Raw genomic sequence first — 15,305 nt, 5'->3', positions numbered from 1 at the left:
TCGTTGGGCCCGGTGTGCGTACGACGGGACGGACCGGGCGGCTGTGCCCGGTCCGTCCCCTGATCGAGGGGGCACCGCTGAACCGGATCGCTGCAATGATCATCGCCGCCGGTGGCGGCCGCCGCATCGGCGGACCCGAGGCGCTGCTGCACCAGGGAGAGAAGCCACTGGTCAGCCAGATGATCGACACGATGGCCGAGGCAGGCTGCGCGCAGGTCGTGGTCGTCCTGGGCGCGGCGGCCGAGCAGGTGCGGCAGACCACCGACCTGACCGGCGCCACGGTCGTGGTCAACCGCGCGTGGGGCACCGGCGTCGGCTCCTCGATCCGGGCCGGGCTCGCCGCGCTCACCGACGACGACATCGAGGCCGTCGTCGTGGTCCCGGTGGACATGCCCGGGCTCACCGCGACGGCGGTCCGCCGCGTGACCGCCCTGCCGTACCCGGACGTGCTGGTCTGCGCCACCTACGACGGGTTGCGCGGCTACCCGATGCTGTTCGGCCGCCGGCACTGGTCCGGCATCGCCACGCTCGCCAGCGCAGACGTCGGGGCCCGGCCGTACCTGCTGGCGCACAAGGACCAGATCGTCGACATCGCCTGCGACTCGGTGGCCGACGGCAGCCGGATCGACAGCCCGGAGCTGATGGCGCTCTACGGCCTGTCCATCCCCGAGCAGCGCGTCGGCGCCTGAGGCGCCCCCGCCTGTCGGACCCGGGTGCCAGGATCGGACCGTGGCCTACGACGAGGACCTGGCGAACCGGGTACGCGAACTTCTCGGCCCTGAGCCCGGTATCACCGAGCGGCGCATGTTCGGCGGCCTGGCGATGATGCTGCGCGGCAACATGGCGGTGGTCGTGCGCGGCGCGGGCGGCCTGATGGTCCGGGTCGACCCGGCCGAGGCCGACAGTGCGCGGGGCGAGCCCGGCGCCGAGGCGACAGTAATGCGGGGCCGGGAGATGCGCGGCTGGGTCACCGTGTCGCCGGCCGCCTGCGAGCGCGACGCCGACCTGGCCCGCTGGGTCGACAGGGGTGTCCGCTCCGCGCGCACGCTGCCGGCGAAGTAGCCCGCCGGATATCCGGGTGCGTGACCGGACCGCCCCGTCCTACGCTGCGGCCAGTCGGCAGCGGGGGATCGGAGACGACGGATGGCGGTTCACCTCTACGCGGTCAGCCTCGACGCGGGCGACCCGCTGCGGCTCGCGCGGTTCTGGTCCGGGGTGCTGGGCCGGGAGATCGTCGAGCACCCGCGCGAGGGCGTGGCGCTGGGCGGCGACGCGCACAGCGACTTCCGCATCCGGTTCCTGCCCAGCGACGCGCCGAAGACCGTGCAGAACCGGATCCACTTCGACCTGACCAGCGCGTCGCCGCGGGCCCAGCGGGAGACGGTCGACCGCGCGCTGGCGCTGGGCGGCCGGCACATCGACATCGGCCAGGGCCCGGACGACGACCAGGTGGTGCTCGCCGACCCCGAGGGCAACGAGCTCTGCGTCATCGGCGCGGGCAACACCTTCCTCGCCGGCTGCGGCCCGCTCGGCGCGGTCAACTGCGACGGCACGCGGGCGGCCGGCTGCTTCTGGAGCGAGGCGCTGGGCTGGCCGCTGGTCTGGGACCAGGACGAGGAGACCGCGATCCAGTCGCCCCGAGGTGGCGCGAAGGTCACCTGGAGCGGCCCGCCGCTGATGGACCGCGACGGCCGCGACCGCCTGCACCTGGACCTGGTCGCGGCCGGTGACCGGGACGCGGAGGTCGACCGGCTGCTCGCGCTCGGCGCGAGCCGGGTCGGCGCGGGCCGGCACACCGCCGACGACCTGGTGCTGGCCGATCCGGACGGCACCGAGTTCTGCCTGCTGACGCCGCGGTGAGGTGAGGCGCTACCGTCCTGGGGGGACGGTCACGGGGACGTCCACCACGGGGGAGGGCACACCATGAGCGCCACCATCGCTCGTCATCTCGCGGGAGCCGCGGCGGCCTGGCTCGTCGTCGTCGCCGAGGCGGTCGTCGGCTACCTCGGCCTGCTGGCGTACGCGCTGGTCACCGGCGCCGACCCGGGCGGCCCGCTGGCCGGACCGCTGCTGGTGCTGATCGCCGCGTTGCTCGGCGTGGCCGCGCTGCCGCTGCTGTTCGCGCCGGCCGTCGCGCTCGGCGAGGCCGCGGGCCGGCGCCGGGCCGCGCCGGCGCTGGCGTACGCCGGGCTCGTCGCGGTCGTGCTGGCCGCCGGGTACGCCGCCGCGGTGGCGGTCGCCACGGACGTGCCCGGCGCCCGGGTGCCGCTCGTGGCCGGGATCAGCGCGCTGCTGGCCCTCGCGCCGACGGCGGCGTACGCGCTCACCGCCCGCGGCGTGGGGTGGACGGCCGGGCTGATCCGGCGTCGGGTGGCCGACGCCCGGGTGGTGCGGGCCGAGGCGGGCTGACCCGCCCGGGCTACACCTGGATGTCGAAGCGCTGCAGCACCGAGGGCGCGACCAGCCCCACCGCGGCCAGCACGGACAGGATCGTCATCGCGGTGCGCAGCACCACCGTCTCGGCCTTGCTGCCGGTACGCAGGGCGATCTTGTTGGGCAGCCCGATCATGGTCCACATCCGGCGTTTGATCGGGATGGGCCAGAGGATCGGCACCCCGGCCCGGGTGATCATGTCGCCGAGGATGTGCACGAAACAGCCCACGCCGACGGCGAGGCCGATCATCGGATAGCCGCGGTCGCCGGGCAGGTTGGCGAACGTGAACCAGGCCGCGGCGGCGGACACCAGCGTGACCACGACCCAGCCGGCGCGCTCGGCCCACCTGTCGAACAGCCCGCGCAACGCCAGGCCGATCATGAAGAAGAGGATTCCGACGACCGCCCACTTGCCGTAGTGGGCGCAGAGCGCGGTGGTGCCCCAGCCGACCAGCACCGTGAACGGGATGGTGTGGGTGAGCGTGCGGTGCCCGTTGTTGCGGCGCGGATCCTTGCTGAGTTTGGTGGCGTAGTAGACGCCGAGCGAGATCTTCTCCATCACCTCGGCGACGAAGAGGCTGACCACGCCGAACGTGCGGGCCACTGTCGCGCCGCCCTGGTTGCGGGTGACCTTCCCGGACAGGTCGAGGTCGGGAAAGAGCGCTCCGCCCGCGCACACCGCGGTGCCCACCGCCAGCGCCAGCGGTGTCTGGTGGTAGTCCGCGAACTGGGCCATCGCCCAGGAGCCGGTCAGCCACACCGCCGCGCCCGAGAGCGCGTGGGACGGTCCCATCATCTCGGCTCGCCCTTCCCGAAGATCTTGATCCACAAAACTACGCCACTGTAGTCAGCCCGTGCGACAGCGGGGCATCAGCCGGACGGTCCACTGGGGAAGGGGTGCCGCGGGCGCCCGACGGCGTACCGCGGTCACCCGGAAGTATGGCGGGACGGGCGGCCGGCGCCACGCCGACTGTCGGTGATGGGACGGGCGCCGTTCAGCCCGCGGTACGGGTGGGCCGGACCGTGCCGAGGCTAGCCCGGATGACGGCGAACTGCTTCGACGCGGCGGCCCAGTCGGCGTCGGACGTGGTCAGGCCGAGCGTCCACCCGGCCCGCTGACCGGGCAGTACGCGCAACGCGTGCATCCGCTCGCCGTACGGCGCGGTCCACCGGCACTCCCACTCCGCGCCCGGACCGTCGGCGGCCAGCCGGATCTTCTCGTACTGCGACAGCCGCCCCGCGGAGGTGAGGTCCCGCTCGGACGACCGCAGCCGGCCCACCGGATCTCCACCCGGGTACGGCTCGACGCCGAGGATGCGCCGGGTGGCCGGGTCCTGGAAGCAGGTCGTGTCGCCGGAGCGTAGTTGCAGCCACCCGGCGGGCAGGGCGATGTGGAAGCCGCCGGTGTCGGCGGGCCAGACCCAGCCGGCCGGCACGTTCACCGCCGGGTCCTCGGGCGGTGGCCCCTTGCGGACCGGCGTGCCCGCCACGTCCGGCCGGACGCAGGGGAACGGGGGAGGGGGCACGCCGGGGCCGGGCTGATGGTCCCAGGGCCGGACGACGGCCTCGCCGGACCTGCGCGCCTCCGGACGGTCGTCGGCGCTGTCGGTGACCGCCAGCGCGGTGCCGACGCCGGTCGCCACGGCGAGCAGCACCGCGCCCACGGCGAGCCCCCAGCGTTGCAGCCGCTTCTGATCCTCGGCGTCGAGCGGCCGGTCCGCGGGGCGGGGCACGCTGGTGGGCGGGGGCGGACCGGCCCGCAGCGCACCGCTGTCGGCGGGGCCGCTGTGGGCGACCGGGGCCGGGCGGGCGACCGGCGCCGCGTCCGGGCCGGCGATGCGCACCGGGCTCAGCGTGTCGGCGCGGGGCGCGGACTCGGGGCCGGTCGGGCTTCCCGGGTCGACGAAGCTGGTGAGGACCGTCGGGCCGAGGCTGACCGGACCCGGGCGGTCCGGAGTCTCCCGGGGCGGCTCCGCCGGCGCGGTCGCGGCGGGCTCCGCCCGCTCCAGCTCGCCGGACCGGTCCCGCTGCGGTGACTCGGAGCGTGCTCGCGGCGGTGGCTCGGAGCGAGGTCGCGGCGGCTCGGGTCGGTCCGCCGAGCCCACCGGGCCGGACTGCCCGGAGCGGTCCACCGGCCCGGTGTGCCCGGACTGGCCGGAGCGGGCGGCGGCGCCGGAAGGGCCGGCCCGGCCGGACTCGCCGGATGGGCCGGGCAGGTCGGCGGAGTCGGACGGACCGGCCGGGTTCGCCTGGTCGCCCTCGGCGGGCGGGGCCCACTCGCTGCGCTTCGCCGCCCGGCTCCAGGCGCGGGCGGCGGCGGCCGGCGGCATCAGATCCGGGTACACGGCCCCCGCCGCCGGGGTCGCCGGCTCGTCACCGGCGCCCGCGCCAGGGGGACGTCCCCGACCGTCGCCGTCGCGTCCGGCGGCCGGCCGGTCGGGCGGTGCGGCGGACCGGCCCGCGGACCCGCTGCCCGCCGTCGAGTCGGCGTCGGACACCGCGGCCACGCCGAGCAGGCGGGCAGTCTCGTGGTGGCCGAGCCGGGCGCGCGGGTCGCGCCGCAGCAGCCCGGCCAGCACCGGCGTCAGCGGGCCGGCGTGCGGCGCCGGGTCGGGCGGCCGGGTGGCGAGCGCGGCGAGCGTGGCCATGGCGGTGCTGCGGGCGTACGGCGAGCGGCCCTCCACTGCGGCGTGCAGCGTGGCGCCGAGCGACCACATGTCCGCCTCGACGCTCGACACGCCTTCGGCGGCCCGCTCCGGCGCCACGTACTGGGGGGAGCCGAGGACCAGGCCGGGGCGGGTCATGGCGCCGTCGCCGCCCTGGAACACGGCCAGCCCGAAGTCGGTGAGCAGCACCCGGCCGTCCCGGGCGAGCAGCACGTTTGCGGGTTTCACGTCCCGGTGCAGCACCCCGGCGTCGTGCGCGGCGCGCAGGGCGGCGAGCACCGCCAGCCCGATCTCGGCGGCCCGCCCGGGCGGCAGTGGCCCGTCGGCCTCGACGATCTCCTGCAGGGAACGGGACGGAACGTACTCCATGACCAGCCAGGGGTCGCCCTCGACCCGGACCACGTCGTAGACGCGGACCACGTTGGGATGGTTGAGCCGCGCGGACGTGCGCGCCTCGCGCAGCGTCCGGGCGCGCAACTCGTCCCGCTCGTTCTCGGCGAGCCAGTTCGGCGGCACGACCTGCTTCACCGCGACCTCGCGGTGCAGCTCCTCGTCGCGCGCCCGCCAGACCTGGCCCATCCCGCCCCGGCCGACCAGGTCGAGCAGGCGGTACCGTCCGGCGATCACTACGTCCCGCACCGCACTCCTCACCGCTGGTCAGTGGTCCACAATAGCCAACGGATCGGACGGTACCTATCGCCTGGCGGAACGTCATGCCCTAACTGGCCGTCCCGGCAAGCAGATTCCCTTCCGGAATGGTGATCGCGGAACGATCCCGGGCCAGCAGGGCGGTGGCCCGGCGGGCATGGAACGAGTCGTGGTCGCGGCGCGCGGCGGCGTAGCTGCCCGCGGTGCGGGCGGCGATCGCCGACCAGGCGTACCGCCGCGTCACCATGGTCCGGGCCCGGCGCGCCACCCGGCGGGCGAAGACCTCGTCGGCGAGCAGCCGGTCGACGGCGCCGGCCAGCGCGTCCGGGTCGCCGTGCGGGAACGTCACCCCGGTCACCCCGGGCTCGACGATCTCGGCCAGCCCGCCGGTGCGGGCCACCGCCAGCGGCGCGCCGGCGGCCGCCGCCTCCAGCGCGATCATGCCGAACGGCTCGTAGAGGCTGGGGATCACCGTGGCGTCGGTGGCGGCGAGCACGGCGGGAAGCTGGGTGGAGTCCATGAAGCCGGCGAACCGGATCGTGTCGCCCAGGCGCAGCCGCCGCGCCTGGTCGACCAGCTCGTCCTTGTACGGGGCGTCCCCGGCGATCACCACCCGCAGGCCGGGGTGCCGGTCGGCCAGGCGCGGCACGGCGTGCACCAGGTGCTGCACGCCCTTCTCGTAGACCAGCCGGCCGGCGTACCCGACGAGCGGCCCGCCCGCGGCGAAGCGGGCCCGGGCCGAGGCCACCGCGTGCGGCCGGGCCCGCCAGGCCCGGTCGTCGACGCCGTTGGCGACCACGTCGATGCGCCCGGACGGTACGCCGAACAGCCGCGCCACCTGGTCGCGCATGTACCCGGAGCAGGCGATCACCCGCCCGGAGGCGTTGCTCAGCCAGTGCTCGACGCCGTGGATGGTGCGGTTCATCTCCTCCGGCAGCCAGCCCTGGTGCCGCCCGGCCTCGGTGGCGTGGATGGTGGTCACCAGCGGCACGTCCAGGTGTTCGGCCAGCGTGACGGCGGTGTGCGCGACGAGCCAGTCGTGGGCGTGGATGACGTCGTAGGCGCCGGAGGAGGCGGCGCGCAGCGCGGCCCGGGTCAGCGTGTGGTTGAAGGCCATGGTCCAGGCCAGCAGCGAGTCGGTGGCGAGCGGGAACCGGACGGGGTCCTCGGCGGCGCGGACGATGCGCACGCCGTCGGCGTACTCCTCCAGGGGAGCGCCCTCGGCGTGGCGGGTGACGACTGTGACCTCGTGCCCGGCGGCGGCCAGCGCGACGGACAGCGCGTGGACGTGGCGGCCGAGACCGCCGACGAGCACCGGCGGGTACTCCCAGGAGAGCAGCAGCACCCGCAGGCGCCGGGCGGGCTGGATGTCGATCACTTCGGCGTCAGCTGACACGCGGCCCCCTTTGAGTTGTGGTGTCCCCACCTCCGGCGGCGTCGCCGCGGGTGTCCGGTGGGGCCGCCACCCATCCTGCCGAGGGGTCGATAACCGGCGGCGACGCGCCGGTTGCCGGTCTGTAACGCGTTACCGGCGTGTCCGCCGCGCGCGCAGCAGCTCGGCGACCGACCACGCCTGGAACGGGCAGCCGGTGGCCGCGTGCGGGGCGGCGCCGTCGGCGGTCTCGCTCACCGAGCCCAGGCCGTCCTCGGCGAGGTGGCCCTCCAGGCCGACCAGCAGGTCGTCGGCGGGCAGCCCGGCCCGGCGGTACGCGTCGAGCAGCGGCCCGGTCAGCCACGGCCAGACCGTGCCCTGGTGGTACGCGGAGTCCCGCTCGGCCGGGCCGCCCCGGTGCCGACCGGTCCAGCCGGGGGACCCGGGGGCGAGGCTGCGCGGCCCGAGCGGGGTGACCAGCGCCTCGGTGAGCCGGCGCAGCGTGCCCTCGTCCGGCTTCAGCGGCGCGTACGGCAGGGACCAGGCGAGCAACTGGTTGGGGCGCAGCAGGTCGTCGTCGTGGTGCGCGGCCCCGCCCAGCGGGTACGCCGGCGCGGGCGCGTCCACCACGTCGTACAGCCAGCCGGCCGGGGCGGGGAACCGCTCCCGGAACGCGGCGGTGGCCCGCCGGTGCAGGGCGTGCAGCGCGGCGGCGTCGCGTCCGGCCAGCTCGGTCAGCTCGGCGAGCCCGGCCAGCCCGTTGATCCACAGCGCGTTGACCTCGACCGGCTTGCCGGTACGCGGGGTCACCGGCACCCCGTACACCCGGGCGTCCATCCAGGTGAGCGCCACGTCCGGCGGGCCGCCCTGGGCCAGCAGCCCGTCGGCCGGGTCGACGCCGATGCCGTACCGGGTGCCCGCCATGTGCGCCTCGACCACGCCGTGCAGCGCGGGCAGCAGCTCGTCGCCGAGGTCGGTGTCGCCGGTGACGGTGACGTGCCGGCTGACCGCGTGCAGGAGCCAGAGCGTGGCGTCGACGGTGTTGTACTCGACCCGGCCGGTGTCCGCGGTGTTCGCCAGCATCCCCTCGTTCAGCGTGGCCGCGTACGCCCGCAGCAGGTCCCGGCCCTCGTCGGCCCGGTTCGTGCACAGGAACAGGCCCTCGTAGGAGATCATCGTGTCCCGCGACCAGGCCCCGAACCAGGGATAGCCGGCGACCACGTCGGGGCCGGTGGCGGTGCGTACCACGAACGCGTCGGCGGCGAGCGCGAGCGTCGCGTCGACCGGGTCGCCGGGTTTCGCCGCGGCCACCACCGCCCGGTTGCGCCGCCGGGTCGACTCGACCACCGCGGTCGCCGGGGGCGGCTCCTCGGCCAGGTCGTCCGCCCAGGCCAGCACCGAGACGGTCGCGCCGGGCTCCTCGAGCGCGCCGGTGAACCGGCCCGCGTACCAGAGGTCCTCGTCGGGGTGCAGGCCGCGCTCGGCCTCGGTCCGGTGGCGCACCCCGTGCCACCACTGCCCCTCCGGGGTCCAGTCCGGCCCGGCGAGCCGGTACGCGCCGTCGACCACCGCGCCGCCGGCCGCCGGCTCCAGCCGGGGCGCCGGGCCGTCGGCCCGCCGCTCGCCGTGCGCGTCCCGCCAGGTGCAGGCCGCCGCGAGGTCCAGCCGCACCGGGCCACCGGAGATCAACCGGTGTACGACGGCGACGCACGAGCGGCCGTACGTCATGGCGATCTCCCGTTCGATCACCACGTCGCCGATGCGCCACCGCCAGCGTGGCACCCCGTCGGTGAGGTCGAAGCGCTCCAGCAGCTCGAAGCCGCGCGGGTCGACCACGCCGGAGGACCACTCGTGCGCGCCGAGGCGGACCTGCCGCCCCGACGGCAGCGTCACCGCCGGGTCGAGGCCCACCAGTCCCACCTTTCGGGACGCGGGCGTGTCGCCGGCCACCACCAGCAGCCCGTGGTACCGGCGGATGCGCAGCCCGGCGACGGTGCCCATGGCGTATCCGCCGAGCCCGTCCGTGACCAGCCATTCCCGCGTGGCGGCGGCGGACAGCTCACCGCAGACGCGCGGCCCGAAACGGATGTCGATCAACTTTCCTCCACCGGCAGCGAGGTGTGACATGCCACGACGAGAATGGCCGCTGTGGAGAAGTACCCCGGCGGCGTCGAAGATGTGCCAGTGATCACCGACCGGTCGACCTCCGCGTCCCCCGACCCCGAGCGGCACCGGCTCGCCCAGGCCGACGCCGGGGAGCAGGACTGGCGCGCATGGGGCCCCTATCTGTCCGAGCGGGCGTGGGGGACGGTACGTGAGGACTACAGCGAGCACGGCACGGCCTGGGACTACTTCCCCCACGATCACGCGCGGTCCCGAGCCTACCGGTGGAACGAGGACGGCATGGGAGGCGTCTGCGACGACCGGCAGACGTTCTGCTTCGCCCTCGCGTTGTGGAACGGGCGCGACCCGATCCTCAAGGAGCGGATGTTCGGCCTCGGCGGCGACGGCGGCAACCACGGCGAGGACGCCAAGGACTACTGGTGGTACCTCGACAGCACCCCCACGCACTCCTTCATGCGCTGGCGCTACCACTACCCGCAGGCCGCCTTCCCGTACGACGAGCTGGTCGCGGTGAACGCGCTGCGCGGCCGGGACGACACCGAGTACGAGCTGGTCGACACCGGCATCTTCGACGACGACAGGTACTGGGCGGTGACAGTCGACTACGCCAAGGCGTCGCCGACCGACATGTGCGTGGTGATCACCGTGGCGAACCGGGGTGACACCGACGAGACCCTGCACGTGCTGCCCACGCTCTGGTTCCGCAACACCTGGGCCTGGGGGCTGCCCGGCACGGACCGGGTGCCGAAGCTGGTCGGCACGGGTTCCCGGCTCGTCGGCGAGCACTGGGTGCTGGGGCAACTGCTGCTGGAGGGCGACGGCGACCCGGTGCCGCTGCTGTGCGACAACGAGACGAACGCCGAGCGGCTGTGGGGGCTGCCCGGGCGGTCCGCGTACCCGAAGGACGGCATCAACGACCACGTGGTCAACGGCGCGGCCACGGTCAACCCGGAACGCACCGGCACCAAGGGCGCGCTGCACTACGTGCTCGACGTGCCGGCCGGCGAGCAGCGCCAGATCCGGCTGCGGCTGACCCGCACCGCGCCGCCCCCGGCCGCCGCGCCGCCCGCCCCGGCCGACCTCGGCGACGGGTTCGACGCCGTACTCTGGGCGCGCCGGGCCGAGGCGAACCGCTTCTTCGACAGCGTGATCCCGGCCGCCGCCACCGCCGACGAGGCCCTGGTCGCCCGCCAGGCCATCGCCGGGCTGATGTGGGGCAAGCAGTTCTACCACTTCGACGTCGAGCGCTGGCTGACCGGCGACCCCGGCTCCACCCCGCCGGCCGGCCGCCGGCACGGGCGCAACAGCGCCTGGTGGCACATGAACAGCTTCGACGTCATCTCCATGCCGGACCCGTGGGAATACCCCTGGTACGCGGCCTGGGACCTGGCCTTCCACTGCGTCACCATCGCCCGGGTCGACCCGGGCTTCGCCAAGGAGCAGATCCTGCTGCTGCTGCGCGAGTGGTACCTGCACCCCAACGGGCAGATCCCGGCGTACGAGTGGGCGTTCGGGGACGTGAACCCGCCGGTGCACGCCTGGGCGGCGCTGAAGGTCTTCGAGATCGACGGCTCCCGCGACCACGAGTTCCTCGCCCGGGTCATGCACAAGCTGCTGCTCAACTTCACCTGGTGGGTCAACCGCAAGGACACCGGCGGCAACAACGTCTTCGAGGGCGGCTTCCTCGGGCTGGACAACGTCGGCCCGTTCGACCGCTCGGCCGCGCTGCCGGTCGCCGGGGTGCTGGAGCAGTCCGACGGCACCGGCTGGATGGCCATGTACGCGCTCAACCTGCTCGACATGGCGATCGTGTTGGCCGAGCACGACCGCGCGTACACCGACACCGCCACCAAGTTCTTCGAGCACTTCGCGTACATCGCCGCGGCGGCGTACGAGCAAGGGCTCTGGGACGCCGAGGACGCGTTCTTCTACGACGTGCTGCGCCTGGCCGACGGCACGAAGGTGCCGCTCAAGGTCCGCTCCGTGGTCGGGCTGCTGCCGCTGGCAGCCGTCACCCGGCTCACCGCCCGCACCATGCGCCGCCTGCCCGAGCTGGGCGCGCGGCTGCGCTGGTTCCTCACCAACCGCCCCGAGTACGCCGAGGTGATCGGCGGCCGCCGGATCGGGCCGGACGGCCGCCAGCAGCGGCTGCTGTCGATGGTCGCCCCGGACCAGGTGGTGCGGTTGCTGGCCCGGATGCTCGACACCGACGAGTTCCTCTCCGAGTACGGGCTGCGTACGCTGTCCCGCGCCCACCTGGACAAGCCGTTCACAGTCACCCTCGGCGGGCAGGAGTTCAGCGTCGGCTACGAGCCGGCCGAGTCGACCAGCGGCCTGTTCGGCGGCAACTCCAACTGGCGCGGCCCGATCTGGATGCCGACGAACTTCCTGCTGATCAGCGCGCTGCGCGACTACGCCGCGTTCTTCGGCGACGACCTCCAGGTCGAGTACCCGACCCGCTCCGGGGTCAAGCGGACGCTCGACGAGATCGCCGACGACCTGTCCGCGCGGCTGATCTCGCTGTTCACCCGCGACGGGTGGGGGCGGCGGCCGATCTACGGAGCCGCGCAGCTGTTCCAGACCCACCCGGACTGGCGCGACCTGATCTGCTTCCCGGAGTACTTCCACGGCGACAACGGCGCCGGGCTCGGCGCCTGGCACCAGACCGGGTGGACCGCGCTGGTCGCCGACCTGATCCTCACCTTGCGTCGCTGACGCGTGGGGCGCGACGGGAAGCCCCGCCGCGCCCCACGCGCTCACGGCAGCGGCAGGAACGCCAGCCGGGCGTGGTACTCCCCGGCCACCGTCACGGTGTCGCTGCCGACCCACAGGCCACTGTCGGTGGCGTACAGCTCCTGGGTGCCGACACCCCGGTCCTTGGTCGGGTTCCACGGCAGTGCCTTGCCGGTGGTCGGGTGGATCGCCCCGATGCCCGGCCGGGACACCGCGCCCGGACCGGCCGAGTCGCGGCCCTGCGGGTTGTCCAGCCAGCGCTGGTGCCCGCCGACGTAGACCGCCGCGCCGGTGACCGCCACCGACAGCAGCGTGTCGCCGCCTGTGTAGTTGGCCCAGGTCGGCTGCTTGCCGCCGGTGGCCGTGCCGAACTCGAAGCGCGCCGCGGTGTCGCAGAGCGTGCCCGGGAACGCCGCGCCGGTGGTGACCACCGCGAACCAGGTGCCGTCCGGCGAGATGTCGACGCCGCGCATGTAGACGGGCATCGTCCGCGCGCACTGCGGCTGATAGCGGTCGGTGGCCCAGCCGGAGAGCGTGGCGCCCGACGCGCTCAGGTCGGCGACGGCGATCTGGTGCCTCGCCACGCCCGCGACGCTGCTGAAGCCGCCGACGAACACCAGCCGCCGGCCGTCGGCGGAGACGTCCAGCGCCTCGATCTTCACCGGCGCGGTGGCGCCGGAGGTGGTCGTGCGCGGCCCGGCCAGGTTCAGGTTGACCGACGCGTCGGCCGCCCCGGTGGTGGCGTTCACCGCCGCCAGGGCGCGCCGGGTCACCCCGCCGACGGTCTGGAACGCGCCGCCGACGATCAGCCGGTTGCCGACCAGGCGCATGTCGTTCACCTGGTTGTTCAGCGCCGGCGTGGTGAACCCGGCGACCCGGGCGCCGGTGGCCGCGTCGATCCGGGCCAGCCGGGACGCCGCGGCGCCGTTGACAGTGGTGAACGCGCCACCGATGTAGAGCGAGCGGCCGTCCGGCGCGGCGGCGAGAGCCTTCACCGCGCCGTTCACCTGCGGCCGGAACGTGGTGTCGATCCGGCCGGTGGTCGCGTCGAGGGCCACCAGGCGGGGCATCGCCAGCTGGGCCGACTGCCCGGCGTTGCGCACCTTGGTGAACGTGCCGGCGACGTAGACGCGGTTGCCGATCTGGAGGATCCGGTGCACGGTGCCGTCCAGCGCGTGCGGCGTCCAGTCGACCGGGTTCGTGCCGACGACTGTGGTGTGTGCGGCGTTCACGGCGAGCGCCGGGGATCCCGGCAGCGCCGCGCCCGCGACGGCGAGCGTCGCGGCCACGGCGAACGCCGCGGCCCGTCTGCGCCCAGGTGGATGATCGGGTGGGATCGTCATGGCCGAAGCATGTCGCCCGACCAGGGATCGCGCAGTCGGGTAGCCGCCGGTAACCGGCCGCCGACCGGATAATCCACATGGTCCGTCCGGAGACCGGGCAGTACGGTGTGCGAGGTCCGCGAGGGAGGGAGCCCCATGCCGCGCCGGGACGCCGCCGTGCTGATCTTCGACGCCGACGACACGCTCTGGGAGAACAACGTCCTGTTCGAGCGGGTGATCGACGACTTCCTCACCTGGCTCGACCATCCCACGCTGGACCGGGCCCGCATCCGCGCGGTGCTCGACGACATCGAGCGGGCCAACGCCGTCGCGCACGGCTACGGCAGCAAGGTCTTCCTGCGCAGCCTCGGCGAGTGCCTGGAGAAGCTGCGCGAGCGTCCGGCCACCGCCCGGGAGCGCACCGAGATCGAGCAGCTCGCGGCGGCGCTGATCGGGCACCAGGTCGAGCTGATGCCCGGGGTGGCCGAGACGCTCGACGACCTGGCCGGGCGGCACGAGCTGCTGCTGCTGACCAAGGGCGAGCGTGAGGAGCAGCAGCGCAAGCTGGACGCGTGCGGACTGCTGCACCACTTCCGTTCCGCGCACATCGTGCCGGAGAAGGACGCCGACACGTACCGCTGGCTGGCCCGCGAGCACGCCTTCGACCCGGCCGCCGCCTGGATGATCGGCAACTCCCCGCGTTCGGACATCCTGCCCGCCCGGGCCGCCGGGATGAACGCGGTCTTCATCCCGAACGAGAACACCTGGATCCTGGAGCACGACGAGCTGGACCCGTCCGACTCCCAGGTGATCCGGCTGGCCGCGTTTCCCGACCTGGTCCGGCACTTCTGAGGCGGCCGGTAACGTCCGGTAGGTGCCACTCACCTTCCCGTCGCACCTGGCGCCGGTGCTGCCGTTGAAGCTGTGGCGGCCCCGCTGGTTCGACGGGGTGGCGCTGTGCGCCGGTGCGGTGGCGCCGGATGCGGCGTACCTGCTCACCGGCACGCCGCTGGCGCTGGGCATGCGCACGCACACGCTCGGCGGGTTGCTCTGGTGGGGGCTGCCGGTCGCGCTCGCGTACGCCTGGGTGGCGCGCCGCGTGGTCGCCGGCGTCGCCGCGCACCTGCCGGGGCGGCGGTTGTTCGGCTGGCCCTGGTACGCGACGCTGGCCGGGGTGCGGCACCCCTGGCAGGTGTCGGTCTGCTCGGCGCTCATCGGCGCGTTCAGTCACATCGCGTGGGACCGGGTCAGCCACAGCGAACGCCTGCCCCGGCTGCTCGGCATCGCCGACTTCCACGCCCTGACCGGCGTGTACTGGTACCAGTTCGTGGACGTGACGGCCGGGCTCGGCGGCGGTCTGCTGGTGGTCGTCCTGGCCGTGGGGGAGGCCCGCCGGGGGCAGCCGGCCGAGGGCGCGGAGCCACCGCTGCCGGAGGCGAACCCGTCCGTGTTCTGGCGGGTCGCGCTGGCGGTCACCGGGCTCGGCGCGCTGCTGCTGCCCGCGCTGCCCGCGGCGGACGTGCCCGGCCCGGCCGGCGTACGGGCGCTGCACGTGGTCGCGCTGGCGCTCGTCGCCGGCGCTCTCGCCGCCCGGTCCGCCGCGCCGCGACCGGCCGGGCGCAGTAGGCGCCTCGAAGCCGAACAGCGCGGAACCGGCTGACCCCGTTACGCCGACATGCCGAAATTCCGCATAGACATCAATCACAAGCGCAGCCGCCGGTCATCGCTTGTCCGGCCTGCGCGTACGCGCCTAACCTGAGCCGGCGTCCGCGCCTCGTCGGGGTGAGACGGGGGCGCACCGGAGTCCGGTGGTAAGAGCACCGTGGAGCTGAGTGCGGGCATACCGGCTCGGCGCGCGGAGCCCGGCGAACGGCGTCGTGCCACGCCTGCCGAGTTCCCACGGCGCAGACCGCTACCCAACCGGACGGCCGGGGTCAGGGCCGGGGAGTTGCGGACCCGGTCCTGACCCGTCCGGCCCCTGCCGCCGCGTTTCGCCGCCGACACCTC

12 protein-coding genes are annotated in these 15,305 nt (G+C 74.6%); 7 read left to right on the top strand and 5 right to left on the bottom strand.

The features are described 5' to 3' along the window. Window positions 1-95: 95 nt before the first annotated feature. From MicB006_RS15880 to MicB006_RS15865, 4 genes are all read left to right on the top strand, one after another. Window positions 96-689: an NTP transferase domain-containing protein gene (locus MicB006_RS15880; protein ID WP_116507115.1), complete on the top strand. Its 594-nt coding sequence runs from the start codon at window positions 96-98 to the stop codon at window positions 687-689. A 40-nt stretch (window positions 690-729) separates the two neighbouring features. Beyond that, on the top strand, window positions 730-1,062 hold the full coding sequence (locus MicB006_RS15875; protein WP_116507114.1) for a TfoX/Sxy family protein: 333 nt from the start codon (window positions 730-732) through the stop codon (window positions 1,060-1,062). 81 nt (window positions 1,063-1,143) lie between these two features. After that, the gene (locus MicB006_RS15870) at window positions 1,144-1,860 is read left to right on the top strand and encodes a VOC family protein (protein WP_116507112.1); all 717 of its coding nucleotides are present in this window, start codon (window positions 1,144-1,146) and stop codon (window positions 1,858-1,860) included. A gap of 63 nt (window positions 1,861-1,923) precedes the next feature. Beyond that, window positions 1,924-2,409, top strand: a complete 486-nt coding sequence (locus tag MicB006_RS15865) for a hypothetical protein (RefSeq protein ID WP_116507110.1) — start codon at window positions 1,924-1,926, stop codon at window positions 2,407-2,409. Between the two features lie 10 nt (window positions 2,410-2,419). Here the strand turns inward: MicB006_RS15865 and MicB006_RS15860 are convergent, their stop codons facing one another. The 4 genes from MicB006_RS15860 to MicB006_RS15845 form a co-directional block, all read right to left on the bottom strand. Next, a complete protein-coding gene (locus MicB006_RS15860) occupies window positions 2,420-3,229 on the bottom strand; it encodes a metal-dependent hydrolase (protein WP_073831818.1) in 810 nt (269 codons plus the stop codon). A gap of 199 nt (window positions 3,230-3,428) precedes the next feature. Further along, window positions 3,429-5,738: a serine/threonine-protein kinase gene (locus tag MicB006_RS15855; protein ID WP_116507108.1), complete on the bottom strand. Its 2,310-nt coding sequence runs from the start codon at window positions 5,736-5,738 to the stop codon at window positions 3,429-3,431. A 79-nt stretch (window positions 5,739-5,817) separates the two neighbouring features. Further along, window positions 5,818-7,143: a glycosyltransferase family 4 protein gene (locus MicB006_RS15850; protein WP_116507106.1), complete on the bottom strand. Its 1,326-nt coding sequence runs from the start codon at window positions 7,141-7,143 to the stop codon at window positions 5,818-5,820. 129 nt (window positions 7,144-7,272) lie between these two features. Next, window positions 7,273-9,216 (bottom strand): amylo-alpha-1,6-glucosidase, encoded by a 1,944-nt coding sequence (locus MicB006_RS15845; RefSeq protein WP_116507105.1) that lies wholly within the window; start codon window positions 9,214-9,216, stop codon window positions 7,273-7,275. Window positions 9,217-9,258: 42 nt separating this feature from the next. Between MicB006_RS15845 and MicB006_RS15840 the strand changes: the two genes are divergently transcribed. Then, window positions 9,259-11,958, top strand: a complete 2,700-nt coding sequence (locus tag MicB006_RS15840; protein WP_116507103.1) for a glucosidase — start codon at window positions 9,259-9,261, stop codon at window positions 11,956-11,958. A gap of 41 nt (window positions 11,959-11,999) precedes the next feature. Here the strand turns inward: MicB006_RS15840 and MicB006_RS15835 are convergent, their stop codons facing one another. Further along, window positions 12,000-13,319, bottom strand: coding sequence for a hypothetical protein (locus tag MicB006_RS15835; RefSeq protein ID WP_225980383.1), 1,320 nt, complete (start codon window positions 13,317-13,319; stop codon window positions 12,000-12,002). Window positions 13,320-13,454: 135 nt separating this feature from the next. On the opposite strand from MicB006_RS15835, the gene MicB006_RS15830 reads away from it, so the two are divergent. Then, window positions 13,455-14,150 carry an HAD family hydrolase gene (locus MicB006_RS15830; RefSeq protein ID WP_116507099.1) on the top strand — a complete coding sequence of 232 codons (696 nt, stop codon included), beginning with the start codon at window positions 13,455-13,457 and terminating at the stop codon, window positions 14,148-14,150. Between the two features lie 22 nt (window positions 14,151-14,172). After that, complete coding sequence (locus MicB006_RS15825; protein WP_116507098.1) at window positions 14,173-14,958, top strand: DUF4184 family protein; 786 nt, start codon at window positions 14,173-14,175, stop codon at window positions 14,956-14,958. Window positions 14,959-15,305: the final 347 nt, after the last annotated feature.

It is taken from the genome of Micromonospora sp. B006 (assembly GCF_003408515.1).
GTDB lineage: Bacteria > Actinomycetota > Actinomycetes > Mycobacteriales > Micromonosporaceae > Micromonospora > Micromonospora echinospora_A.
This window is presented reverse-complemented; position numbering and strand designations above follow the sequence as displayed.